This window comes from Enterobacter sp. ECC-249 (assembly GCF_043965265.1).
GTDB classification, from domain to species: Bacteria; Pseudomonadota; Gammaproteobacteria; order Enterobacterales; family Enterobacteriaceae; genus Enterobacter; species Enterobacter quasiroggenkampii.
In genome coordinates, this window is the sequence record NZ_CP143660.1 from 398,455 (window position 1) to 422,149 (window position 23,695).

The 23,695-nt window shown below is 56.0% G+C and carries 22 protein-coding genes; 5 read left to right on the plus strand and 17 right to left on the minus strand.

The window, feature by feature from the left end; translation table 11 throughout:
- Nucleotide 1: 1 nt before the first annotated feature.
- The 8 genes from rffA to trxA form a co-directional block, all read right to left on the minus strand.
- Nucleotides 2–1,132, minus strand: a complete 1,131-nt coding sequence (rffA, locus tag V1587_RS01990; protein ID WP_371899688.1) for a dTDP-4-amino-4,6-dideoxygalactose transaminase — start codon at nucleotides 1,130–1,132, stop codon at nucleotides 2–4.
- Between the two features lie 4 nt (nucleotides 1,133–1,136).
- Nucleotides 1,137–1,814, minus strand: coding sequence for a dTDP-4-amino-4,6-dideoxy-D-galactose acyltransferase (gene rffC, locus V1587_RS01995; RefSeq protein ID WP_371899687.1), 678 nt, complete (start codon nucleotides 1,812–1,814; stop codon nucleotides 1,137–1,139).
- Nucleotides 1,811–3,073: a UDP-N-acetyl-D-mannosamine dehydrogenase gene (wecC, locus tag V1587_RS02000; RefSeq protein WP_371899686.1), complete on the minus strand. Its 1,263-nt coding sequence runs from the start codon at nucleotides 3,071–3,073 to the stop codon at nucleotides 1,811–1,813. Before wecC ends, rffC begins: the two co-directional genes overlap by 4 nt.
- Entirely contained in the window at nucleotides 3,070–4,200 is a 1,131-nt protein-coding gene (gene wecB / locus V1587_RS02005; RefSeq protein WP_371899685.1) for a non-hydrolyzing UDP-N-acetylglucosamine 2-epimerase, read from the minus strand. Before wecB ends, wecC begins: the two co-directional genes overlap by 4 nt.
- Before the next feature lie 56 nt (nucleotides 4,201–4,256).
- Nucleotides 4,257–5,303, minus strand: a complete 1,047-nt coding sequence (gene wzzE, locus V1587_RS02010; protein WP_371899684.1) for an ECA polysaccharide chain length modulation protein — start codon at nucleotides 5,301–5,303, stop codon at nucleotides 4,257–4,259.
- A 13-nt stretch (nucleotides 5,304–5,316) separates the two neighbouring features.
- Complete coding sequence (gene wecA, locus V1587_RS02015; protein WP_029739567.1) at nucleotides 5,317–6,420, minus strand: UDP-N-acetylglucosamine--undecaprenyl-phosphate N-acetylglucosaminephosphotransferase; 1,104 nt, start codon at nucleotides 6,418–6,420, stop codon at nucleotides 5,317–5,319.
- Nucleotides 6,421–6,661: 241 nt separating this feature from the next.
- Nucleotides 6,662–7,921, minus strand: coding sequence for a transcription termination factor Rho (gene rho, locus V1587_RS02020; protein ID WP_008501566.1), 1,260 nt, complete (start codon nucleotides 7,919–7,921; stop codon nucleotides 6,662–6,664).
- 345 nt (nucleotides 7,922–8,266) lie between these two features.
- Nucleotides 8,267–8,596: a thioredoxin TrxA gene (trxA, locus tag V1587_RS02025; protein WP_006179218.1), complete on the minus strand. Its 330-nt coding sequence runs from the start codon at nucleotides 8,594–8,596 to the stop codon at nucleotides 8,267–8,269.
- A 144-nt stretch (nucleotides 8,597–8,740) separates the two neighbouring features.
- Here trxA and rhlB point away from each other — a divergent pair, with 144 nt between their 5' ends.
- Entirely contained in the window at nucleotides 8,741–10,009 is a 1,269-nt protein-coding gene (rhlB, locus tag V1587_RS02030; protein ID WP_021242834.1) for an ATP-dependent RNA helicase RhlB, read from the plus strand.
- Between the two features lie 6 nt (nucleotides 10,010–10,015).
- Entirely contained in the window at nucleotides 10,016–11,500 is a 1,485-nt protein-coding gene (gene gppA / locus V1587_RS02035) for a guanosine-5'-triphosphate,3'-diphosphate diphosphatase (RefSeq protein WP_371899683.1), read from the plus strand.
- Between the two features lie 57 nt (nucleotides 11,501–11,557).
- Here gppA and rep read toward each other — a convergent pair whose 3' ends face one another.
- The gene (rep, locus tag V1587_RS02040; protein WP_371899682.1) at nucleotides 11,558–13,582 is read right to left on the minus strand and encodes a DNA helicase Rep; all 2,025 of its coding nucleotides are present in this window, start codon (nucleotides 13,580–13,582) and stop codon (nucleotides 11,558–11,560) included.
- Nucleotides 13,583–13,694: 112 nt separating this feature from the next.
- Here rep and ppiC (V1587_RS02045) point away from each other — a divergent pair, with 112 nt between their 5' ends.
- A complete protein-coding gene (ppiC, locus tag V1587_RS02045) occupies nucleotides 13,695–13,976 on the plus strand; it encodes a peptidylprolyl isomerase PpiC (protein WP_109846499.1) in 282 nt (93 codons plus the stop codon).
- A gap of 50 nt (nucleotides 13,977–14,026) precedes the next feature.
- Complete coding sequence (gene ppiC, locus V1587_RS02050) at nucleotides 14,027–14,308, plus strand: peptidylprolyl isomerase PpiC (RefSeq protein ID WP_008501570.1); 282 nt, start codon at nucleotides 14,027–14,029, stop codon at nucleotides 14,306–14,308.
- Nucleotides 14,309–14,401: 93 nt separating this feature from the next.
- Here the strand turns inward: ppiC (V1587_RS02050) and ilvC are convergent, their stop codons facing one another.
- Nucleotides 14,402–15,877 carry a ketol-acid reductoisomerase gene (ilvC, locus tag V1587_RS02055; protein WP_021242831.1) on the minus strand — a complete coding sequence of 492 codons (1,476 nt, stop codon included), beginning with the start codon at nucleotides 15,875–15,877 and terminating at the stop codon, nucleotides 14,402–14,404.
- 152 nt (nucleotides 15,878–16,029) lie between these two features.
- Here ilvC and ilvY point away from each other — a divergent pair, with 152 nt between their 5' ends.
- Entirely contained in the window at nucleotides 16,030–16,920 is an 891-nt protein-coding gene (gene ilvY, locus V1587_RS02060; RefSeq protein WP_008501572.1) for an HTH-type transcriptional activator IlvY, read from the plus strand.
- A gap of 45 nt (nucleotides 16,921–16,965) precedes the next feature.
- Here the strand turns inward: ilvY and ilvA are convergent, their stop codons facing one another.
- From ilvA to ilvL, 7 genes are all read right to left on the minus strand, one after another.
- Nucleotides 16,966–18,510, minus strand: coding sequence for a threonine ammonia-lyase, biosynthetic (ilvA, locus tag V1587_RS02065; protein WP_025912232.1), 1,545 nt, complete (start codon nucleotides 18,508–18,510; stop codon nucleotides 16,966–16,968).
- Nucleotides 18,511–18,512: 2 nt separating this feature from the next.
- On the minus strand, nucleotides 18,513–20,363 hold the full coding sequence (gene ilvD, locus V1587_RS02070) for a dihydroxy-acid dehydratase (RefSeq protein WP_371899681.1): 1,851 nt from the start codon (nucleotides 20,361–20,363) through the stop codon (nucleotides 18,513–18,515).
- A 60-nt stretch (nucleotides 20,364–20,423) separates the two neighbouring features.
- Nucleotides 20,424–21,353, minus strand: a complete 930-nt coding sequence (gene ilvE / locus V1587_RS02075; protein WP_023309654.1) for a branched-chain-amino-acid transaminase — start codon at nucleotides 21,351–21,353, stop codon at nucleotides 20,424–20,426.
- Between the two features lie 18 nt (nucleotides 21,354–21,371).
- The gene (gene ilvM / locus V1587_RS02080) at nucleotides 21,372–21,635 is read right to left on the minus strand and encodes an acetolactate synthase 2 small subunit (protein WP_006179206.1); all 264 of its coding nucleotides are present in this window, start codon (nucleotides 21,633–21,635) and stop codon (nucleotides 21,372–21,374) included.
- Nucleotides 21,632–23,278, minus strand: a complete 1,647-nt coding sequence (ilvG, locus tag V1587_RS02085) for an acetolactate synthase 2 catalytic subunit (protein WP_371899680.1) — start codon at nucleotides 23,276–23,278, stop codon at nucleotides 21,632–21,634. Before ilvG ends, ilvM begins: the two co-directional genes overlap by 4 nt.
- Before the next feature lie 2 nt (nucleotides 23,279–23,280).
- Nucleotides 23,281–23,331 (minus strand): peptide IlvX, encoded by a 51-nt coding sequence (ilvX, locus tag V1587_RS02090; protein WP_166792073.1) that lies wholly within the window; start codon nucleotides 23,329–23,331, stop codon nucleotides 23,281–23,283.
- A gap of 86 nt (nucleotides 23,332–23,417) precedes the next feature.
- Nucleotides 23,418–23,516, minus strand: coding sequence for an ilv operon leader peptide (gene ilvL / locus V1587_RS02095; RefSeq protein WP_001311244.1), 99 nt, complete (start codon nucleotides 23,514–23,516; stop codon nucleotides 23,418–23,420).
- Between the last annotated feature and the right edge of the window lie 179 nt (nucleotides 23,517–23,695).

Consider the following 23,695-nt stretch of genomic DNA (forward strand, 5'->3'; position numbering starts at 1 on the left):
ATCAGCCGAAATAACTCAGAAGGGTATTAATCACCGTACGCTGGTTAACTGGCGCGAGGTTGTAGAACAGTGGCAGACGCAGCAAACGCTCACTTTCTTTTGTGGTGTAACGGTCTTCACCCGCGAACACCCCAAACGCTTCGCCCGCCGGGCTGGAGTGCAGCGGGATATAGTGGAACACCGCCATAATTTCGGCTTCTTTCAGCCAGGCGATGAGCTCGCTGCGGTCGTCGTTGTCACGCAGCTTGATGTAGAACATGTGCGCGTTGTGGACGCAATCTGCCGGAATGGTTGGCAGCTCAATACGCCCGGCTTTGGCCAGAGGCTCAAGCGCATCGTAATAGGTTTGCCACAGGGAGAGACGCTGCAGGTTGATACGCTCCGCGGCTTCCAGCTGCGCCCACAGGTACGCGGCCTGGAGATCCGCCATCAGATAGCTGGAGCCGATATCGCGCCAGGTGTATTTATCTACCTGGCCCCGGAAGAACTGGCTGCGGTTGGTGCCTTTTTCGCGGATCACTTCCGCACGCTCCACGAGCGCCCGGTCGTTAATCAGCGTCGCGCCACCTTCTCCACCCGCCGTGTAGTTTTTAGTTTCGTGGAAGCTAAAGCAGCCGATATGGCCGATGGTGCCCAGCGCGCGTCCCTTGTAGGTGGACATCACGCCCTGCGCGGCATCTTCCACCACGAACAGATTATATTTTTTGGCGATGGCCATGATGGTGTCCATTTCACAGGCCACGCCCGCATAGTGAACCGGCACGATCGCGCGTGTTTTATCGGTGATCGCCGCTTCAATCAGCGTCTCATCGATGTTCATGGTATCCGGGCGGATATCCACAAAGACGATTTTCGCCCCGCGCAGAACAAACGCGTTCGCGGTGGAAACGAAGGTGTAGCTTGGCATGATCACTTCATCGCCGGGCTGGATATCCAGCAGCAGGGCCGCCATTTCCAGCGATGCAGTACAGGACGGGGTCAGCAGCACTTTGGCGCTGCGAAAACGCTGTTCCATCCACTGCTGACAGCGGCGGGTATAACCGCCGTCACCGCAGAGTTTGCCGCTGCCCATGGCAGACTGCATATAGTCGAGTTCAGTTCCGACAACGGGTGGTGCGTTAAATGGAATCATCTTGTCACCTGTATAACCAGTAGGCGGTGGCGTCGATGTTGGCACCACTCGCAATATAACGTTTAAGCGCGGCGGTGTTGCCCAGTTGGGTCGCTACCCGCAGCGTCACAAGCTGTTGCTGTTGCGCCCAGTGCAGCGCCGCCTGCATGAGTTTCTCACCCATGCCGCGCCCGGCTAATAAGCCAATACGCGCCTCGCGCTCGTTGAGCTTACGCAGCGAGACGAACCCCTGGACTTGACCGTCCCCTGCACGGAAAACCAGGCAGACGTGGTCAAAAGTGCCTTTGACCGCGTTCTCTATCCACTGGGCATAGAAACGTCCGCTGTCGTCAGGTGCATACCAGGGCGCACGAAAGCGGCTCTGCGCAAATGCCTGGGCCGCCATCTTACGCAGCACGGGGATGTCCTGATCCGTTGCAATTTCCGCGCCGGACGCATCGTGTCGGGTAAGGGTAATGGAAAGGTCTACCTCACCTTCAACCAGCTGAAAGCCATGTTGCTGGAGCGCGTCAAGCAGATCGGCACGCTCAGCCGGGATCTTAGCCTGCACCCGTTGCCAGGCGATAAAATCCGATTCAGCCAGCACCGGCGCGTTATCGCGCAGACGCACGATGGCCGACGGCAGGCCGAAAAAGGTACTCTCCCACTGCAGGGACTCAAGCACCCCATTCAGGCTATTCAACGCCAGACACCTTTGGTATCCACAATATACTGCTGACGAACAGCATCACCGGACGTTGCTATAAACTCTTTATGATCTACCAGCAGCACCAGCACGTCCGCCGTCGCCAGCGCGTCGTCCAGCGCCGTCAACGTGCAGTGTCCCGCCAGTTTTGCCGGCAATTCATGGATATTCGGCTCAACCACCAGCGTTTCACCCTTGTGCCATTCGGCAATCATCTCAGCAATTTCCATCGCCGGGCTTTCACGCAGATCGTCAATATTGGGTTTAAATGCCAGACCAAAGCAGGCAATTTTCAGCTCGCTGGCGCGCTTTCCGCTCTCTGCCAGGCAATCTGCTACCGTCGCTTTAACCTGGTTGAGCACCCAGTGAGGCTTGCTGTCGTTCACCTCACGCGCGGTGCGAATCAGACGCGCCTGCGCCGGATTTTGCGCCACGATAAACCACGGATCGACGGCGATACAGTGACCTCCCACGCCCGGGCCAGGCTGGAGTATGTTGACGCGCGGATGGCGATTCGCCAGGCTAATCAGCTCCCAGACGTTAATCCCCTGATCGGCACAGATCAGCGACAGTTCGTTCGCAAAAGCGATATTAACGTCGCGGAAGCTGTTCTCCGTCAGCTTGCACATCTCGGCGGTGCGGGAGTTGGTCACCACGCACTCACCTTCCAGGAAAATCTTGTACAGCGCGCTGGCGCGTTCGGAACAGACGGGCGTCATACCGCCAATGACGCGGTCGTTTTTAATCAGTTCGACCATAACCTGGCCCGGTAGCACGCGCTCCGGGCAGTAGGCGATATTGATATCCGCCTGCTCACCCGCCTGCTGCGGGAAGCTTAAATCAGGGCGCGCGTCGGCCAGCCACTGTGCCATCTGCTCGGTAGCACCGACGGGAGAGGTCGATTCCAGAATCACCAGCGCCCCTTTCTTCAGCACAGGGGCAATGGATTTCGCCGCCGCCTCGACGTAGACCATGTCGGGCTCATGGTCGCCTTTAAACGGGGTGGGGACGGCAATCAGGTAGGCATCTGCTTCAATTGGCTTCGTGCTGGCACGCAGGAAGCCTCCTTCTACCGCCTCTTTCACCACGCGGTCAAGATCGGGCTCAACAATATGAATCTCGCCACGGTTAATGGTTTCTACCGCCCGTGCGTTGATATCCACACCGACAACCTGTTTCTGACGAGAGGCAAACGCGGCTGCAGTAGGCAAGCCAATGTAGCCAAGACCAATGACAGAGATGGTAGTAAAACTCATAGCGATACCCGATTGTGTTTAAGTGCATGCAAAATACGACCACAAGCCTGCCCGTCTCCATACGGATTATGGGCCCGGCTCATCGCCTGATACGCTTCATCGTCATGCAGAAGGCGCGTGACCTCTTCGACGATGAGCTGCGCGTTGGTGCCGACCAGACGCACCGTACCGGCCTTGACGGCTTCCGGACGTTCGGTCGTTTCACGCATCACCAGCACCGGTTTGCCGAGAGATGGCGCTTCTTCCTGAATTCCGCCGGAATCGGTGAGGATCAGCCAGGCGTGGTTCATCAGCCAGACAAATGGCATGTAGTCCTGAGGTTCAATCAGAAGGACATTCTCGACATGGCCCAGGATCCGGTTAACCGGCTCGCTGACGTTAGGGTTAAGGTGTACTGGATAGACAATTTGCACATCGTCGTTCTGCGCGGCGATTTCAGCCAGCGCGTGGCATATTTGCTCAAAACCCCGGCCAAAGCTTTCGCGACGGTGGCCAGTAACCAGAATGGTTTTTTTGCCGTTGTGAAGGAACGGATAACGGGCGGCGAGCTCTTTCTGCAGATCGCTGTTTGCCAGGACGCGGTCACGTACCCAAATTAATGCGTCAATGACCGTATTGCCGGTCACAAAGATTTTGTTATCGGCGATATTTTCACGCAGCAGGTTCTGACGAGAGTTTTCCGTTGGCGCAAAGTGGTACATCGCCAGATGGCCCGTTAACGTGCGGTTGGCCTCTTCCGGCCACGGCGAATAAAGATTGCCGGTACGCAGACCCGCCTCAATATGCCCCACGGGAATTCGCTGGTAAAACGCGGCCAGGCTTGTCGCCACGGTAGTGGTGGTGTCACCGTGTACCAGCACGACGTCGGGCTTAAATGACTCCAGGATCGGCTTGAGATCTTGCAGTATGCGGCAGGTTATTTCCGTCAACCCTTGCCCCGGTTTCATTATATTGAGGTCGTAATCCGGGAGAATGGAAAAGAGCGTTAAAACCTGGTCGAGCATCTCACGGTGCTGGGCCGTGACGCAGACTTTCGCTTCAATATCAGGATCGCTGGCCAGCGCATGAACCAGAGGCGCCATCTTAATGGCCTCCGGCCTGGTGCCAAATACGGTAAGTACTTTCACATCGATTCTCTTCGATTAGGCGATGAAGGCCGCAGCCTTCATCGTAAAAGGCATTCTTAGTTTGTACGACGACGCGTTAACGCCACGCCAGCACCAACGAGTGCGCCTACAATCCCCCACATGATCATCAGGAATGCGCGGCGCGGACTGTCGCGTTTTACAGGTTCTTCAGGCGTTCGCAAATAACGATAGGTCTGAAAACGCGGGTCCAGGGATGGGCCAACATTAAGCGTATTTAGCATCGCGCGATTTTGATCGTAATCGAGGTCAAAATCAGGCCCAACGGCCTTCAGGTTTTCCAGACGCGCCTGCAGCATGGGGCGGCCAAGAAGGAACATCTCTGAATCAGGCAGCTCATCGGCTGGCACGTCCGTCTCAGTGCGGGAAATATTGTGCTGTTCCGCAATTTTCAGCGCCTGCTCAATGTTATGCACGCGACGACCGAAAATGGTATTCGCCACCTCTTCCTGACGTTTCACCTGTGCTTTCATCTGGATGGTACGAGCCGCCCAGGCACCTTTAAGCTCTTCGTTAAGATGGCTTGCGGCACGCTGGCTGGCAAACGCGACATACTGACGCAGCAGGTTGTTGGCATCCGGCGCAGTTTCTGCAATTAACTTGACGCTGTCATTCACGTTACGCAGCGCGTCGCCCGGCATAAACTGAATATTATTAATCAGATCGTCCAGCAGGGCGGCATCGGCTTTAGTATTATCAACCCGGCGCTGCTTGTAGTAATCCGTCTGGGACCAGAAGTCGCGGCGGGTATCCCACGAAGCCAGCTGCATCACAAACTCTTTATAGGCTTCATCCATAACGGAGGCCTGGTCAGGTGTGGCAAGACTGGCTTTGATATCCAGGTTTCGCAGGAATTGCTGCTGGGAATAGTATCCCCCGAGCATGTTAACCGTTGGTTTGTCCGTGATTGCCGTGGCGCTCCACTCTTGTTTTGCAAAGAACGTATAGGCCAGCGCTAACAGTGCAAACCCCAGCGCGATCCCCGCAATCCAAAGTTTGCCTGTCCATAACACGCGAAACAAACCCCGAATATCCAGCTCATTCTCTGTTACCACTGATTTCGCTCCCGCCAACGGTTGAGTCATCATAGTCCCGGTTTTACTTAGTTAATGTTGTATGTTTGCCACTGTTACGACGCATCCTGCGTTTAATTCGTTTAATAAAGCGTGCTACCTTCCATGCGCGCTTGATGCAGTAGCCGTAGAGAGAAAAAGCTAGCAAGAACAATACCAACATAGCCCATTCAGGCACAAAATGTGTATATTCTGCCGTTACGCCAATCCCCGCTAGAATAGCAGCAGCCAGCGTAATAAGCACAAATGCCTGCCGGGAAGTGAATCCGGCTCGCATGATCAAATGATGAATGTGCTGACGGTCAGCAGAGAAAGGACTCATCCCTTTACGCAGGCGGCGATACATGATCGCAACCATATCCATTAACGGGATAGCGATAATCCATAATGCCGTTACCGGGCTAATGGGGTGTACATCACCCTGAGTGGTTTCCAGCAAGATCCAAATGATAGTAAAGCCGATAAGCGTGCTACCCGCATCACCCATGAATACTTTATAGCGTCGGCCCAATGCGCCGAGATTTAACAGGATATAAGGCAGGATGGCCGCAATCATGGCAAAACACCACATAGCAAGGCTATATTGCCCATCGAACCATAAAATGAAACCAATTGCGGCAAATGAGACGCAGGACAGGCCACCCAGCAAACCATCAATACCGTCAACCATGTTGAATGCGTTAATCGCCACCCACACGGCAAAAAGTGTCAGGAAATAGCCGAACGGACCGAGTTCCATCTCCCACGAGCCAAAAATATAGCCCAGGCTACTCAAATGCAGCTTAGCGAATACCATCATAGCGATAGCCACTGCAGCCTGAACGAAGGCGCGGATTTTGACGCTAATGTCATAACGGTCGTCAAGAGCGCCAACCACCACAAGCACCGTCGCACAGGTCAGGTACAGCCTGGCATGTGGAATATAGTAATCCGCGATGGCAAACGTGAAGCAGATCCCCGCGAAAACAGAGATACCCCCGACCAAAGGAATCATACCTTGATGACGCTTACGGAAGTTGGGTTTATCCACTAACCCCAGATATTTCGCCACCTTACGTGCCAGAAACAAAAAGCAGGTGGTAAACAAGAAAATACTGGTTAGTTCAGTAAACGTATCAAGTAGGTTCACAATGGATGTTCTCAACAAATGTTAGTCAAGGAAGTATAACCATCAAGGCGCCGAGCCTGAAGTTATAAAGCAAACCTCTTACAATTCCATTTGTTTATTATTCAAGCTATTAATGTTTTTACTGTGCGAATTATCTTATTGTCGCACTGACCAGTCAAAATTGAGAGTTGGTGGTACTAGCGTATAGTCCATAAAAGGAAAACGCCACGTAAAAACGTGGCGTTCGCTGGCTTTATTTGCGTTACGAGCGTTTCATCATGTCGAAGAAATCGTCGTTGGTTTTGGTCATTGCCAGTTTATTAATGAGGAACTCCATCGCGTCAATTTCACCCATTGGATGGATGATTTTGCGCAGGATCCACATTTTCTGCAGCTCTTCCTGCGTGGTGAGCAGCTCTTCTTTACGGGTACCGGAACGGTTGTAATCGATAGCCGGGAAGACGCGTTTTTCAGCGATTTTACGGGAAAGGTGCAGTTCCATGTTACCTGTACCTTTAAATTCTTCGTAAATCACTTCGTCCATTTTAGAACCGGTATCGATCAGCGCCGTTGCGATGATGGTCAGGCTGCCGCCCTCTTCCACGTTACGTGCAGCACCGAAGAAGCGTTTCGGACGATGCAGGGCGTTAGCATCCACACCACCGGTCAGCACTTTACCAGACGCCGGAACCACGGTGTTGTAGGCACGCGCCAGACGGGTGATGGAGTCAAGCAGGATGATCACGTCTTTCTTGTGCTCTACCAGGCGCTTCGCCTTCTCGATAACCATTTCCGCAACCTGAACGTGGCGAGATGCTGGCTCGTCGAAGGTAGAAGCAACCACTTCACCTTTAACCAGACGCTGCATCTCGGTCACTTCTTCCGGACGTTCGTCAATCAGCAGCACCATCAGCACGCAGTCTGGGTGGTTATAGGCGATGCTCTGCGCGATGTTCTGCAGCAGCATGGTTTTACCCGCTTTTGGCGGTGCCACAATCAGACCACGCTGGCCGCGACCAATTGGTGATGCCAGATCCAGAACACGCGCGGTTAAGTCTTCAGTAGAACCGTTACCACGCTCCATACGCAGGCGAGAGTTCGCGTGCAGCGGCGTTAAGTTCTCAAAGAGGATCTTATTACGCGAGTTTTCCGGTTTGTCGAAGTTAACTTCATTGACTTTCAACAGCGCAAAGTAGCGTTCACCCTCTTTAGGAGGACGAATCTTACCTGAAATGGTGTCACCAGTGCGGAGGTTGAAACGGCGGATTTGGCTGGGGGATACGTAGATGTCGTCAGGGCCGGCGAGGTAGGAGCTGTCTGCAGAGCGGAGGAAACCAAATCCGTCTTGCAATATCTCCAGCACACCGTCGCCAAAGATATCTTCGCCACTCTTAGCGTGCTGCTTCAGGATGGCGAAAATGATGTCCTGCTTGCGCATACGAGCCTGGTTTTCCAGCCCCATATTTTCGCCGAGAGTGATCAGCTCAGAAACCGGCGTATTCTTTAATTCGGTAAGATTCATAATGGTGTGGGTTCTTAAACTCGGGGTGATTCTCGAACTTAATGTTGTGAATGGTATGGCAGGGTCATCCATGCCTGTTTAGCGGCCATCAACTCATGTCTGTTCGCTGTCTGGTCACAGGGAAAGAACGCAGAACTGAAACGACAAGACGGATTGAGTGACAAGCCCGGAATTTAGCCACTTCACGCACTGTTCATGTTAACAACGGGAAGTATCGGGTAAAACAAGATTCAAACAACAAGATATGTTTAAAACGAAGTCATAGCTAACTTAGCACGACTTAAGCCGGGCGTCCAGAGTTCCACATCATTTAGCCGGGAGCTCTGAACGCACAGCGGAGAAACCTTACGCCAGGTTAGCGTCCAGGAACTCTTTCAGTTGACCTTTGGACAGCGCGCCCACTTTGGTCGCCGCCACTTCGCCGTTTTTGAACAGCAGCAGGGTCGGAATGCCACGGATACCGTATTTTGGTGCGGTGCCCGGGTTCTGGTCGATGTTCAGCTTGGCAACGGTCAGTTTGCCCTGATATTCGTCGGCGATCTCATCCAGAATCGGGGCGATCATTTTGCAAGGACCACACCATTCAGCCCAGAAATCGACGAGGATCAGCCCGTCAGCCTTAAGTACGTCCGTGTCAAAACTGTCGTCAGTCAGGTGAATAATTTTATCGCTCATATATAACTCCACAGGAATAAGCCTGGTACGTTGGTTTTGTCTCCACCAACGACGTGTTGATGTCGCATTAACCAACTAAAGGTTGACTTTATTTCACCGGATACGCTTTCGTAAAGCAATAGTAAGCTGATATTCTACCACACTATGAGCAAAACACATTTAACAGAACAGAAGTTTTCCGACTTCGCGCTGCACCCGAAGGTGATTGAAGCCCTTGAAAATAAAGGGTTTCATAACTGCACGCCCATTCAGGCCCTCGCGCTGCCGCTAACGCTGGCCGGTCGCGATGTTGCCGGGCAGGCGCAAACCGGTACCGGCAAAACGATGGCGTTTTTAACGTCAACGTTTCATTATTTACTTTCTCACCCAGCGATTGCAGACCGCAAAGTTAACCAGCCGCGCGCGCTAATTATGGCCCCGACGCGAGAACTGGCGGTACAGATCCACGCAGACGCTGAACCCCTGGCGCAGGCTACCGGCCTGAAGCTGGGCCTGGCCTATGGCGGCGACGGCTACGATAAACAGCTGAAAGTGCTGGAAAGCGGTGTGGATATCCTGATCGGTACCACCGGCCGTCTTATCGATTACGCCAAACAGAACCACATTAACCTCGGCGCAATCCAGGTTGTGGTACTCGATGAAGCTGATCGCATGTACGATTTGGGCTTCATTAAAGACATCCGCTGGCTGTTCCGCCGTATGCCTCCGGCTAACCAGCGCCTGAATATGCTGTTCTCTGCAACCCTCTCCTACCGCGTGCGCGAACTGGCGTTCGAACAGATGAACAACGCTGAGTACGTGGAAGTGGAACCGGAGCAGAAAACGGGTCACCGCATTAAAGAAGAGCTCTTCTATCCTTCCAATGAAGAGAAGATGCGTCTGCTGCAAACGCTGATTGAAGAAGAGTGGCCAGATCGCGCCATTATCTTCGCGAACACTAAACACCGTTGTGAAGACATCTGGGGCCATCTGGCTGCAGACGGTCACCGTGTTGGCCTGTTGACCGGCGACGTGGCGCAGAAAAAACGCCTGCGCATTCTTGAAGAATTTACCCGTGGCGATCTCGATATTCTGGTCGCAACCGACGTGGCGGCTCGTGGTTTACACATTCCGGCCGTGACGCACGTCTTTAACTACGATCTGCCAGACGACTGCGAAGACTACGTACACCGTATCGGTCGTACCGGTCGTGCGGGCGCAAGCGGTCACTCGATTAGCCTTGCGTGTGAAGAGTATGCGCTGAATCTTCCAGCCATTGAGACTTATATCGGTCACTCTATTCCGCAGAGCAAATACAATCCGGAAGCGCTGTTAAGCGAACTGCCGCCGCCTAAGCGTCTAACACGCCCACGCTCCGGCAATGGACCGCGTCGTTCAGGCGGCGCACCGCGTAATCGTCGTCGTTCAGGTTAAGAAAATATGCTCAGCTCCACCTCGCTTTATGCGGCAATTGATCTCGGTTCGAATAGTTTTCATATGCTGGTTGTGCGCGAGGTGGCGGGAAGCATACAAACGCTGACGCGCATTAAGCGCAAGGTCCGCCTCGCGGCGGGCCTGAGCAGCGACAATCACCTCTCACCTGAAGCCATGGAACGTGGCTGGCAGTGTCTGCGACTCTTTGCCGAGCGTCTGCAGGATATCCCGCATGCCCAAATCACCGTCGTCGCCACTGCGACACTTCGCCTGGCGGTTAACGCCGTGGATTTTATTGCCAGAGCGCAGGAAATTCTCGGTTGTCCGGTTCAGGTTATCAGCGGTGAAGAAGAAGCTCGCCTGATTTATCAGGGAGTTGCACACACCACAGGGGGTGACGATCGCCGCCTGGTGGTGGATATCGGCGGTGCCAGTACCGAACTGGTGACCGGCACCGGCGCGCAGGCAACGTCGCTGTTCAGCCTGTCGATGGGCTGCGTGACCTGGCTTGAGCGCTACTTTACCGATCGTAATCTGGGGAAAGAGAACTTCGACGAGGCAGAAAACGCCGCGCGCGAGGTGTTACGCCCGGTGATGGACGAGCTGCGCTATCACGGCTGGAAAGTCTGCGTGGGAGCGTCCGGGACCGTGCAGGCCCTGCAGGAAATCATGATGGCGCAGGGAATGGACGAGCGGATTACGCTTGCCAAGCTTCAGCAGCTAAAACAGCGCGCCATTCAGTGCGGACGCCTGGAAGAGCTGGAAATTGAAGGCCTGACGCTGGAACGTGCGCTGGTCTTCCCGAGCGGGCTGGCCATTCTGATCGCCATTTTCACCGAGCTGAATATTCAATGTATGACCCTGGCCGGCGGCGCGCTGCGCGAAGGTCTGGTCTACGGGATGCTGCATCTGTCGGTCGATCAGGACATCCGCAGCCGTACCCTGCGCAACGTGCAGCGTCGTTTTCTGGTTGATATCGATCAGGCAGGACGCGTCTCGCAGCTGGCGTCACGCTTCGCCGATCGGGTCGCTAACGTCTGGGATCTTGAACCACTGAGCCGCGATTTACTGCTGAGCGCCTGTGCGCTACATGAAGTGGGGCTGAGCATTGATTTCAAGCAGGCTCCTGCTCATGCAGCGTATCTGGTGCGCAACCTGGATTTACCGGGCTATACGCCCGCGCAGAAAAAATTGCTGGCCACGCTGCTGCTGAACCAGACCAATGCCGTCGATCTCTCGTCTTTGCATCAGCAAAACGCCGTACCGCCGCGCGTGGCCGAGCATCTGTGCCGCCTGCTGCGTCTTGCGATCCTGTTTGCCAGCCGCCGTCGCGATGATTTGCTGCCTGCGATCGGCCTGGTGGCCGATGACGAAAAACTGTCGCTGACGCTGCCGGAAAACTGGATTGAACGTCACCCGCTTGGGGCTGAGATGATCGAGCAGGAGTGCCAGTGGCAGAGCTATGTGCACTGGGTGCTGGAAGTAAAATAACATTGTGAAAAAATGCCGGGTGGCGCTGTGCTTACCCGGCCTACAAGCCCTTCGGACTTATCCTTTCTCTTTGGCTTTTGCCAGCATGGCGCGAATGTTCGCCACGTTAGCCTGCCCCTTGTGCATCCGCTCTTCTGCAGTAATCACTTTGCGCTCCTGTTCCCAGATCAGGTCATCCTGCGGCAGCTCCAGCAGGAAACGACTCGGCTCCGGGCGGACCAGTTCGCCATACTGACGGCGCTCTTTACACAGCGTGAACGTCAGCTCTTTCTGCGCGCGGGTGATCCCCACGTAGGCCAGACGGCGCTCCTCGTCGACGTTGTCTTCATCAATGCTGCTCTGATGCGGTAACAACCCCTCTTCCATACCGACCAGATAGACATACGGGAACTCCAGACCTTTTGACGCGTGCAGCGTCATCAGCTGTACCTGATCGGCCTCTTCTTCGCTCTCGCCGCGCTCCATCATGTCGCGCAGGGTAAAGCGAGTAACCACCTGCGTCAGGGTCATCGGCTCGTCGATTTCAGAGCCCTCAAGCATTTCGGTCATCCAGCTGAAGAGCTGGTTAACGTTTTTCATGCGCATCTCAGCCGCTTTCGGGCTGGCCGAAGTTTCGTACAGCCAGGACTCATAATCGATGCCGTGAATGAGATCGCGCACTGCCGCCACCGGCTCGCGCTCCGCGAGACGCTGCACTTCGCCGAGCCAGTGGGTGAATCGCGTTAGCGAATCATAGCCGCGACCGGTTAACGTCTGGCTTAGCCCCATGTCGAAGCTGGCGGTAAACATACTTTTGTTGCGCGTCATCGCCCACTCGCCGAGCTTTTGCAGCGTCGCCGGGCCAATCTCGCGTTTAGGCGTATTCACGATGCGCAGAAACGCGCTGTCGTCATCCGGGTTGGTGAGCACGCGCAGATAGGCCAGCAGATCTTTGATTTCTGGCCGTGAGAAGAACGACGTGCCGCCCGAGATTTTGTACGGAATGCGGTTTTGCATCAGCATCTTTTCAAAGACGCGCGACTGGTGATTGCCGCGATAGAGGATCGCATAATCCTTATATGCGGTTTTGTTGACGAAGTGGTGAGCGATGAGTTCGCCCGTCACGCGCTCCGCTTCATGATCCTCATTGTTGGCGCTGAGCACTTTCAGCTCCGTGCCGTAGCCCAGTTCGGAGAAGAGACGCTTCTCAAATACGTGCGGGTTATTGGCAATCAGGATATTTGCCGCCTTCAGGATACGCCCGGAGGAGCGATAGTTCTGCTCCAGCTTTATCACCTGCAGGGCGGGGAAATCTTTGCTCAGCAGCACCAGGTTTTGTGGACGCGCACCGCGCCAGGAGTAAATTGACTGGTCGTCATCACCTACCACGGTGAAACGCGCGCGCTGCCCCACCAGCAGCTTCACCAGCTCGTACTGGCTGGTGTTGGTGTCCTGATATTCATCCACCAGCAGGTAGCGGATTTTGTTCTGCCAGCGCTCGCGCACCTCTTCATTGCGCTGCAGCAGCAGCGTGGGCAGCAGGATCAGGTCATCAAAGTCCAGCACGTTACACGCTTTCATATGTGCATCGTACAGACCGTAGCAGTGGGCGAAGATCCGATCCCGTTCGCCTTTGGCGATCGCCGCGGCCTGGGCCGGCGTCATCAGATCGTTTTTCCAGTTCGAGATCGTCGAGATCAGCTGCTGCAACAGCACCTTGTCATCTTCGATCAACCCCTCGGTGAGCTCTTTGAGCAGCGCCACCTGATCGGTGTCATCGAAGAGCGAGAAGTTAGACTTCATTCCCAGCGCCGCATACTCGCGCTTGATGATATCCAGCCCCAGCGTGTGGAAGGTGGAGATCATCAGGCCGCGCGCTTCTTTTCGCCCCAGCGTCTGACCGACGCGCTCTTTCATCTCGCGCGCCGCTTTATTGGTAAAGGTGACCGCCGCAATATGACGCGCCTGATACCCGCAGTTGTGGATCAGATGGGCGATTTTGTTGGTGATCACGCGGGTTTTACCCGAACCGGCCCCTGCCAGCACCAGGCATGGTCCAGTAACGAATTCGACCGCTTGTTGTTGTCCAGGGTTTAAACGCATGGGAGTGTTGCTCAATCTTCGAACGGGGTGTGGATTGTAGCAGAAAGCCGGGCGCAGATTTACCGGCTAATGATAAAGTGGAGAAATCGCGTTTAACCCGTAGAGCAGAACCATGAAAAAGACCGCAGCAGCCCTGCATATTCTGGTAAAAGAAGAGAAACTGGCCCAGGAGATCCTGGCCAAGCTGGAGCGCGGCATCAGCTTTGATCATCTGGCAAAGCGCTACTCTAAATGCCCATCCGGTCGCAATGGCGGGGATCTCGGCGAGTTTCAACAAGGTGCGATGGTCGGCCCGTTCGATCAGGCGGTCTTTAGCTGCCCGCTTCTGAAGCCCTGCGGCCCGGTAAAAACCAAATTTGGCTACCATATCATTAAGGTGCTTTATCGCCGCTGACGCGTGGTATATTGCGCCCCGATTTATCTCAACCTATTCAAGGCACGATCATGGCAAAAACAGCAGCAGCACTGCATATTCTTGTTAAAGAAGAGAAACTGGCTCTGGACCTTCTGGAGCAGATCAAAAACGGCGCCGACTTCGGCAAACTGGCGAAGAAGCACTCCATCTGTCCGTCAGGCAAACGCGGCGGCGATCTGGGTGAATTCCGCCAGGGTCAGATGGTACCGGCGTTCGATAAAGTGGTCTTCTCCTGCCCGGTGCTGGAGCCAACCGGCCCGCTGCACACGCAGTTCGGCTACCACGTGATTAAAGTGCTGTATCGGAAATAAACAGCAAGGCCTTCTCTAAGAGAAGGCCTTTAATGTTTGCACCCTCTCCCCGTGGGAGAGGGTCGGGGTGAGGGCATCAGCCCGCACCTGGTGTTAGCCCGCTACCGCGATACGCTTCATATCGGTCATGTAGCCACGCAGTTTATGGCCCACTTTCTCGATCTGGTGGCTGCGAATCGCTTCGTTCACATCGCGCAGCTGCGCGTTATCCACGGCACCTTCGGCAATCGCTTTACCCAGATCGCCCGTCTGCAGAGTAGTCATAAACTCTTTCAGCAGCGGTACGCAGGCGTAAGAGAACAGGTAGTTACCGTATTCTGCGGTATCAGAGATAACTACGTTCATTTCGTACAGACGCTTACGGGCGATGGTGTTCGCAATCAGCGGCAGCTCGTGCAGTGATTCGTAGTACGCAGACTCTTCGATGATGCCGGAATCCACCATGGTTTCGAACGCCAGCTCAACGCCTGCTTTCACCATCGCGATCATCAGGACGCCTTTATCGAAGTACTCCTGCTCGCCGATTTTACCTTCATACTGCGGCGCGGTTTCGAATGCGGTTTTACCGGTCTCTTCACGCCAGGTCAGCAGTTTCTTATCGTCGTTCGCCCAGTCCGCCATCATGCCGGAAGAGAACTCGCCGGAGATGATGTCGTCCATGTGTTTCTGGAACAGCGGTGCCATGATGGTTTTCAGCTGTTCAGACAGCGCGTAAGCACGCAGTTTTGCCGGGTTGGACAGACGGTCCATCATCAGCGTAATACCGCCCTGCTTCAGCGCTTCGGTGATGGTTTCCCAGCCGAACTGAATCAGTTTTTCCGCGTATGCCGGGTCGGTACCCTCTTCCACCAGCTTGTCGAAGCACAGCAGAGAACCGGCCTGCAGCATGCCGCACAGGATGGTCTGCTCACCCATCAGGTCAGATTTCACTTCCGCAACGAAGGACGATTCCAGAACGCCCGCACGGTGGCCGCCGGTCGCCGCTGCCCATGCTTTGGCAATCGCCATACCTTCGCCTTTCGGATCGTTTTCCGGGTGAACCGCAATCAGGGTCGGCACGCCGAAACCACGCTTGTACTCTTCACGAACTTCGGTACCCGGGCACTTCGGCGCCACCATCACCACGGTGATGTCTTTACGGATCTGCTCGCCCACTTCAACGATGTTAAAGCCGTGGGAGTAACCCAGCGCGGCACCGTCTTTCATCAGCGGCTGTACGGAACGCACAACGTCTGAGTGCTGCTTGTCTGGCGTCAGGTTAACCACCAGATCCGCCTGCGGGATCAGCTCTTCGTAGGTACCCACTTTGAAGCCGTTTTCGGTCGCTTTACGCCAGGAAGCACGCTTCTCGGCAATCGCTTCTTTGCGCAGAGCGTAGGAGATATCCAGACCGGAGTCACGCATGTTCAGGCCCTGGTTCAGACCCTGTGCGCCACAGCCGACGATGACCACTTTTTTACCCTGAAGGTAGCTCGCGCCATCGGCAAATTCGTCGCGCGCCATGAAGCGGCATTTGCCCAGCTGCGCCAGCTGCTGGCGCAAGTTCAGTGTATTAAAGTAGTTAGCCATGGGTGATACCTCGTGATGTTGTGTGTCTTATTGTTCGGTTCGCGTTTCAGCGAGAATGAACCCACATTACAACAGGAAATTTATTGCGGAAATTGATATATTCACAACGTCACATTGCAATTTTTGCAATATAAAACGAGGGAGTGGAATCGGTGGATTTACGCGATCTGAAAATGTTTCTTCACCTGGCGGAAAGCCGTCATTTTGGCCGCAGCGCGCGGGCGATGCACGTTAGCCCTTCCACGCTGTCGCGCCAAATCCAGCGCCTTGAGGAAGACCTCGGCCAGCCGCTGTTCGTGCGCGATAACCGCACCGTCACCCTCACGGAAGCGGGCGAAGAGCTGCGCATTTTTGCCCAGCAGACGCTGTTGCAGTACCAGCAGCTGCGGCACTCTATCGATCAGCAGGGGCCGTCACTCTCCGGCGAGCTGCATATTTTCTGCTCCGTGACCGCCGCCTACAGCCATCTGCCGCCCATCCTTGACCGCTTCCGCGCGGCGCATCCGTCGGTTGAAATTAAGCTCACTACCGGCGACGCCGCCGACGCAATGGAAAAAGTGGTGACGGGCGAAGCGGATCTCGCCATTGCCGGGAAGCCCGAAACTCTGCCTGGCGCGGTGGCGTTCTCGATGCTGGAGAATCTAGCGGTGGTGCTGATTGCCCCAGCGCTGCCCTGCCCGGTGCGTAATCAGGTGTCGGTGGAAAAACCGGACTGGTCAACGGTACCGTTTATCATGGCCGATCAGGGGCCGGTGCGACGTCGCATTGAGCTGTGGTTCCGTCGACAGAAAATCAGCAACCCGTCGATTTACGCCACCGTCAGCGGCCATGAGGCGATGGTGTCGATGGTGGCGCTCGGCTGCGGCGTGGCGCTACTGCCGGAAGTGGTGCTGGAAAATAGCCCGGAACCGGTGCGCAATCGCGTGATGATACTGGAGCGCAGCGACGAGAAAACGCCGTTTGAGCTTGGCGTATGCGCACAAAAAAAGCGGCTTCATGAGCCGCTTATTGATGCGTTCTGGACGATATTGCCGAACCACTGAAGCCGGGTGGCGCTGCGCTTACCCGGCCTACACGCAGTTCAACCCTTAGCCCGCGAGGAAGAAACGGAACGCCGGGTTATGGGTTTCGTCGTGACACTCATAGCCCAGCTCGTTCAGCCGCGTTTCGAAATCTGGCTCATGTTCACCCAGTTCAAACGCCGCCAGCACGCGTCCGTAGTCGGTGCCGTGGCTGCGGTAGTGGAACAGAGAGATGTTCCAGTGCGTGCCCAGCGTATGCAGGAACTTGAGCAGCGCGCCTGGCGATTCCGGGAACTCGAAGCTGAACAGGCGTTCCCTGAGCGGCTTCGATGGACGCCCGCCGACCATGTAGCGCACGTGCAGCTTCGCCATCTCATCGTCAGAGAGATCGACCACGCTGTAGCCGCCCTCATGCAGCAGGCTGAGGATCTCTTTGCGCTCCTCCACGCCACGGCTCAGACGCACGCCGACAAAAATGCAGGCGTCTTTGGCATCGGCAAAACGGTAGTTAAACTCCGTCACCGAACGGCCGCCCAGCAGCTGACAGAACTTCAGGAAGCTGCCCTTCTCTTCCGGAATGGTCACCGCCAATAGCGCTTCCCGCTGTTCGCCCAGCTCGCAGCGCTCGGACACGTAGCGCAGACCGTGGAAGTTCACGTTGGCACCGGAAAGCACGTGCGCCAGACGCTCGCCGCGAATGTTGTGCTGCGCGATGTATTTTTTCATCCCCGCCAGCGCCAGCGCGCCGGACGGTTCCGCCACCGCACGAACGTCTTCGAACAGATCTTTCATCGCCGCGCAGATAGCATCGCTGTCCACGGTGACGATATCGTCGAGATATTCCCGGCACAGGCGGAAGGTCTCATCACCAATGCGCTTCACCGCCACGCCCTCGGCAAACAGCCCGACGCGCGGCAGGTCGACCGGATGACCGGCATCCAGCGCCGCTTTCAGACAGGCCGAATCTTCCGCCTCCACGGCAATGACTTTGATCTGCGGCATCAGCTGTTTGATCAGCACCGCCACGCCTGCGGCTAAGCCACCGCCGCCCACCGGGACGAAGACGCGGTCGAGATGGGCATCCTGCTGCAGCAATTCCAGCGCCAGCGTGCCCTGCCCGGCAATCACCATCGGATGGTCGAACGGCGGCACCCAGGTGAAACCCTGCTGCTGCGCCAGCTCGATCGCTTTGGCTTTCGCTTCGTCAAAATTGGCGCCGTGAAGCAGTACTTCGCCGCCGAACCCGCGCACCGCGTCGACTTTAATATCCGCGGTAGCAACCGGCATCACGATCAGCGCTTTCAGACCCAGGCGAGCAGACGAGAACGCCACGCCCTGCGCGTGGTTGCCCGCCGAGGCGGTAATCACGCCGCGCGCTTTTTGCTCGTCGGTCAGGCCAGCCATCATCGCGTAGGCGCCGCGCAGCTTAAAGCTGTGCACCGGCTGCCTGTCTTCACGCTTCACCAGGATAACGTTGTCGAGGCGCGAAGAGAGTTTTTCCATTTTCTGCAGGGGTGTGACCTGCACGGCTTCATAGACCGGCGCGCGCAGCACCGCCCGGAGATATTCCGCCCCCTCGGGGGCGGCGGATAAGGGTTGCGACTCGGCCATCGTTAGCCCCCAAGTTTCGATTTATCGCGCACCGCGCCTTTATCTGCACTGGTGGCAAGGCTCGCGTAGGCGCGCAGGGCGAAGGAGACTTCACGCTGACGATCTTTCGGCGTCCAGGCTTTGTCGCCGCGCGCTTCCTGCGCTTCACGACGGGCCGCGATCTCCTGGTCGCTCAGCTTGAGCTGAATGCCGCGATTCGGAATGTCGATTTCGATCAGGTCGCCGTCTTCGATGATGGCAATGTTGCCGCCGCTTGCCGCTTCCGGCGAAACGTGACCGATGGAGAGACCGGAAGTCCCGCCGGAGAAACGCCCGTCGGTGATCAGCGCGCAGGCTTTACCGAGGCCCATCGATTTCAGGAAGGTGGTTGGGTAGAGCATCTCCTGCATGCCCGGGCCGCCTTTTGGCCCTTCATAACGGATGACCACCACGTCGCCTTCCACCACTTTACCGCCCAGGATAGCGTCTACCGCTTCATCCTGGCTTTCGTACACTTTCGCCGGGCCGGTGAATTTCAGGATGCTGTCGTCCACGCCAGCGGTCTTCACGATGCAGCCGTTTTCCGCAAAGTTTCCGTACAGCACGGCCAGACCGCCGTCTTTGCTATAGGCGTGTTCCAGCGAGCGGATGCAGCCTTCGGCGCGGTCATCGTCCAGGGTATCCCAGCGGCAATCCTGCGAGAACGCCTGGGTGGTACGAATACCGGCAGGGCCAGCGCGGAACATCTTTTTCACCGCGTCGTTTTTGGTCAGCATTACGTCGTACTGGTCCAGCGACTCAGGCAGCGTCAGGCCAAGCACGTTTTTCACGTCACGGTTCAGCAGCCCGGCGCGGTCCAGCTCGCCCAGAATACCGATTACGCCACCGGCACGGTGCACGTCTTCCATATGGTACTTCTGGGTACTCGGCGCGACCTTACACAGCTGCGGCACTTTACGGGAAAGCTTGTCGATGTCGCTCATGGTGAAGTCGATTTCGGCTTCCTGCGCGGCTGCCAGCAGGTGCAGAACGGTGTTGGTGGAACCGCCCATAGCAATATCCAGGGTCATGGCGTTCTCGAACGCCGCTTTGCTGGCGATGCTGCGCGGCAGCGCGCTGGCGTCGTCCTGCTCGTAGTAGCGTTTGGTCAGCTCAACGATGCGCTTACCGGCGTTGAGGAACAGCTGCTTACGGTCGGCGTGGGTCGCCAGCAGCGAGCCGTTGCCCGGCTGGGACAGGCCCAGCGCTTCGGTCAGGCAGTTCATGGAGTTCGCCGTGAACATCCCGGAACAGGAGCCACAGGTCGGGCACGCGGAGCGTTCCACCTGGTCGCTCTGCTCGTCAGAAACCTTCGGGTCCGCGCCCTGAATCATCGCATCGACCAGGTCGAGCTTGATGATTTTGTCGGAGAGCTTGGTTTTCCCCGCTTCCATTGGGCCACCGGAGACGAAGATCACCGGAATATTCAGGCGCAGGGAGGCCATCAGCATCCCCGGGGTGATTTTGTCGCAGTTGGAGATGCAGACCATCGCATCGGCGCAGTGGGCGTTAACCATGTACTCCACCGAATCGGCGATCAGCTCGCGCGACGGCAGTGAATAGAGCATGCCCCCGTGGCCCATCGCGATACCGTCATCCACCGCAATGGTGTTGAACTCTTTCGCCACGCCGCCAGAGGCTTCGATTTGCTCGGCAACCAGCTTACCGAGATCGCGCAGGTGCACGTGGCCTGGTACGAACTGGGTGAAGGAGTTCACCACGGCGATAATCGGCTTGCCAAAATCGGCGTCGGTCATTCCGGTGGCGCGCCACAGTGCGCGGGCACCCGCCATATTACGGCCGTGGGTGGTGGTGGCTGAACGATACTTAGGCATGCTTTATTTACTCCCGTCTGACTATTTAATGGGACGGTGCGTGCCGTCCCAAATTTATGCTTAGTGATTAACCTGATCCAACCAGCCGTATTTATCTTCTGTTTCGCCGGTGAAGAGGCCAAAGAACGCTTGCTGAATACGTTTGGTGACCGGGCCACAGCGGCCTTCGCCCACCTGGATACCGTCTACGCTGCGCACCGGCGTGATTTCAGCCGCCGTACCGGACATAAACACTTCATCCGCCAGATACAGGGATTCGCGGGACAGCACCTGCTCGCGCACTTCGATACCCAGATCTTTCGCCAGCTTGATGATGGCGTCGCGGGTGATGCCCGGCAGCGCGGAAGAGGTGAACGGCGGCGTGAACAGGATACCGTCTTTCACTTCAAACAGGTTTTCGCCCGCACCTTCAGAGATGTAGCCGTTCACGTCCAGGGCGATACCTTCCTGATAGCCGTGACGGCGCGCTTCGCTACCCACCAGCAGTGAAGAGAGGTAGTTACCACCTGCTTTAGCGGCGGTCGGGATGGTGTTTGGCGCCACGCGGTTCCAGGAAGAGACCATTGCGTCGATCCCCTGCTCCAGGGCTTCTGCACCCAGGTAGGCACCCCACGGGAACGCGGCAATGATCACATCTGTGGTATAGCCAGCGGGCGGGTTAACGCCCATACCGACGTCGCCCACGAAGACCAGCGGACGGATATAAGCGCTGGTCAGGTTGTTCTTGCGAATCACGTCGCGGCAGGCTTCCATCAGCTCGTCGACGCTCTGGGAAACCGGAAAACGATAAATTTTGGCTGAGTCATGCAGACGCTGCATGTGTTCGCGATGGCGGAACACCACTGGCCCTTTGTGAGAATCGTAGCAGCGGATGCCTTCAAATACGGAGGTACCGTAGTGCAGCGCGTGGGACATCACGTGGACCTTCGCGTCCTCCCAGCGAACCATCTCACCGTTGAACCAAATGTAATCAGCTTTTTTTGTCGTCATTTTTTCGTCCTGTCGCGCTTAAGCGCGGATTTGTTGTGATGTGGTTGTGCTCTGGCAGATGGCAACATGGGCAACGTCTACCAGCTTTGATAACTGACTAAACAGTAAGTCGACCGACCGCGGGCTGGCAACGGTTAATTCGATACTGATGTTTTGGGCGTCAGTGGCCGTCTCCATATTCATAGAGCAAATCTGAAAGCCACGATGACGCACCACACGCAAAACGCGCTCTAAGGTTTCCGGGTTGAAGCGAGCCTGTACGGCGACCTGATGCTGCATCATGATAATTTCTCCATCATTTGTGAGTTACTGGCACCAGGCGGCACCAGCGGCCAGACGTTCTCGAGTTCATCGATTGAGACATGAAGCAGGTAAGGCCCATCGCTGTTCAGCATGGTGTCGAGTGCCGCTTCAACCTGATCTTTACGGGTGATGTGCTGGCCAGGGATACCGAAGGCGCTGGCCAGCGTGAGGAAATCGGGGTTATCGGTGAGCGTCGTTTCGCTATAGCGCTCCTGGAAGAACAGCTGTTGCCACTGGCGAACCATCCCTAAACGCTGGTTGTCGAGCAATACGATTTTCAGCGGTAACTGCTTGCGCTTAACGGTGCCGAGCTCCTGAACGTTCATCATGAAGGAGCCGTCACCGGAGATACAGATAACGGTATCGTTCGGGCGGGCAACCTGCGCGCCAACGGCGGCAGGCAGACCGAAGCCCATCGTCCCTAACCCGCTGGAGGTGATGAAGTTTTCCGGGCGCGTGTAGGTCATGTGCTGCGCGGACCACATCTGGTGTTGACCGACGTCGGTGGTGACGACGCTGTCAGCCGGTTTACGGTCTGACAACTGCTTCAACAGCAGCGGCGCGTAGATGGCCTCGCCGGGATGGTCGTAACGCCAGGCGTGCTCGGCGCGCATATCTGCGGTGTGCTGACGCCATGCGTTGATATCCAGCGGCTGCTGCAATGCCGGTAACAGCGCGTTGAGATCGCCCTGCAAGGCGACATGCGCCTGGCGCAGCTTGTTCATCTCCGCCGGGTCGATATCCATATGGATGACTTTGGCGTTCGGCGCAAAGGTATTCAGCTTGCCGGTGACGCGGTCGTCAAAACGGGCCCCTACGGCGATGAGCAAGTCGCACTCCTGCACCGCCAGGTTTGCCGCTTTGGTGCCGTGCATCCCCAGCATGCCCAGATAATATGGGTAATCCGCGTCGACAGCACCGAGACCTTTCAGCGTGCAGGTCGCTGGCATTTGCGTTGTTGCGATAAATTCACGCAGGGCTGGAACGGCCTGTGCCATGCCTACGCCACCGCCGACATACAGCATCGGCTGTTTCGCCTGCGCCATCATCTGACGGGCCTCTTCAACTTCCGCATCCGGAAACGCATCGTCGCTTTCAACGGTAGAGAAGTGCGGTTCCAGATCGCCAACTGCCACCTGGATATCTTTCGGGATGTCTACCAGAACCGGACCAGGACGGCCGGAGCTTGCCACTTCGAATGCTTCTGCCATTACGCGCGGCAGCTCTTCCAGAGACTGGACGAGGAAGCTGTGTTTGGTGCAGGCCAGCGATAAACCGAGGACGTCCACTTCCTGGAAAGCATCGGTTCCGATGAACGGAGACGCCACCTGCCCGGTGATGGCGACAACGGGAACGGAATCCAGCAGCGCGTCAGCCAGGCCGGTGATGAGATTAGTTGCGCCCGGGCCTGAAGTCGCCATACACACGCCGGTTTTACCCGTCGCTCGGGCATAGCCGATGGCTGCCATCGCTGCGCCCTGCTCGTGTCGGCACAAGAGATGTTCCACGCCGCCGTCATACAGTGCATCGTAAATCGGCATAATTGCGCCACCCGGATAACCGAATACTGTTTCGACTCCCTGCGCGCGCAACGCATGTACTACCCACTGTGCCCCATTCATAGTTAGTTCCCCGTCATAAATCGGGAGAAACAGAATTTTGTGCTAGTCGTCATTCTCTGCTCCTCATTTACGTTTTTTAGTCATAAAAAAACCCCCGGACCTTTCGGTGCGGGGGTCTTAGTTCGTTAAGGCTTGATTTCTAAGCCTTTCCTCGTCCAAGTGCAGCCCCGCACGGTGGGATAATAATCACCACCACGCTAATCACGACCAGGCTAATCACTCGTAGAAGGGCTGTCATTTTCAGTTCTTTTTGCATCTTGTTCGAAGGAATACCTAAAGAGTTATCACAGTTTTTAAATCAAACACAAGATTTATTTATGACGGATTTGATTAGGCAGCGAATCATATTTCTTAAAACCGTTGTTTTATATACGGAAATTAGAAAATGAATATTTTTCATTTTTTTACAGCAGTTCT

Bases quoted from the DNA above. Each gene is read 5' to 3' on its own strand.
- rhlB (WP_021242834.1), top strand. From the start codon at position 8,741: ATGAGCAAAACACATTTAACAGAACAGAAGTTTTCCGACTTCGCGCTG.
- ilvG (WP_371899680.1), bottom strand. From the start codon at position 23,278: ATGAATGGGGCACAGTGGGTAGTACATGCGTTGCGCGCGCAGGGAGTC.
- rep (WP_371899682.1), bottom strand. From the start codon at position 13,582: ATGCGTTTAAACCCTGGACAACAACAAGCGGTCGAATTCGTTACTGGA.
- ilvD (WP_371899681.1), bottom strand. From the start codon at position 20,363: ATGCCTAAGTATCGTTCAGCCACCACCACCCACGGCCGTAATATGGCG.
- ilvL (WP_001311244.1), bottom strand. From the start codon at position 23,516: ATGACAGCCCTTCTACGAGTGATTAGCCTGGTCGTGATTAGCGTGGTG.
- wzzE (WP_371899684.1), bottom strand. From the start codon at position 5,303: ATGACTCAACCGTTGGCGGGAGCGAAATCAGTGGTAACAGAGAATGAG.
- ppiC (WP_008501570.1), top strand. From the start codon at position 14,027: ATGGCAAAAACAGCAGCAGCACTGCATATTCTTGTTAAAGAAGAGAAA.
- trxA (WP_006179218.1), bottom strand. From the start codon at position 8,596: ATGAGCGATAAAATTATTCACCTGACTGACGACAGTTTTGACACGGAC.
- ppiC (WP_109846499.1), top strand. From the start codon at position 13,695: ATGAAAAAGACCGCAGCAGCCCTGCATATTCTGGTAAAAGAAGAGAAA.
- ilvC (WP_021242831.1), bottom strand. From the start codon at position 15,877: ATGGCTAACTACTTTAATACACTGAACTTGCGCCAGCAGCTGGCGCAG.
- rffA (WP_371899688.1), bottom strand. From the start codon at position 1,132: ATGATTCCATTTAACGCACCACCCGTTGTCGGAACTGAACTCGACTAT.
- ilvA (WP_025912232.1), bottom strand. From the start codon at position 18,510: ATGGCCGAGTCGCAACCCTTATCCGCCGCCCCCGAGGGGGCGGAATAT.
- rho (WP_008501566.1), bottom strand. From the start codon at position 7,921: ATGAATCTTACCGAATTAAAGAATACGCCGGTTTCTGAGCTGATCACT.
- ilvE (WP_023309654.1), bottom strand. From the start codon at position 21,353: ATGACGACAAAAAAAGCTGATTACATTTGGTTCAACGGTGAGATGGTT.
- ilvM (WP_006179206.1), bottom strand. From the start codon at position 21,635: ATGATGCAGCATCAGGTCGCCGTACAGGCTCGCTTCAACCCGGAAACC.
- wecC (WP_371899686.1), bottom strand. From the start codon at position 3,073: ATGAGTTTTACTACCATCTCTGTCATTGGTCTTGGCTACATTGGCTTG.
- gppA (WP_371899683.1), top strand. From the start codon at position 10,016: ATGCTCAGCTCCACCTCGCTTTATGCGGCAATTGATCTCGGTTCGAAT.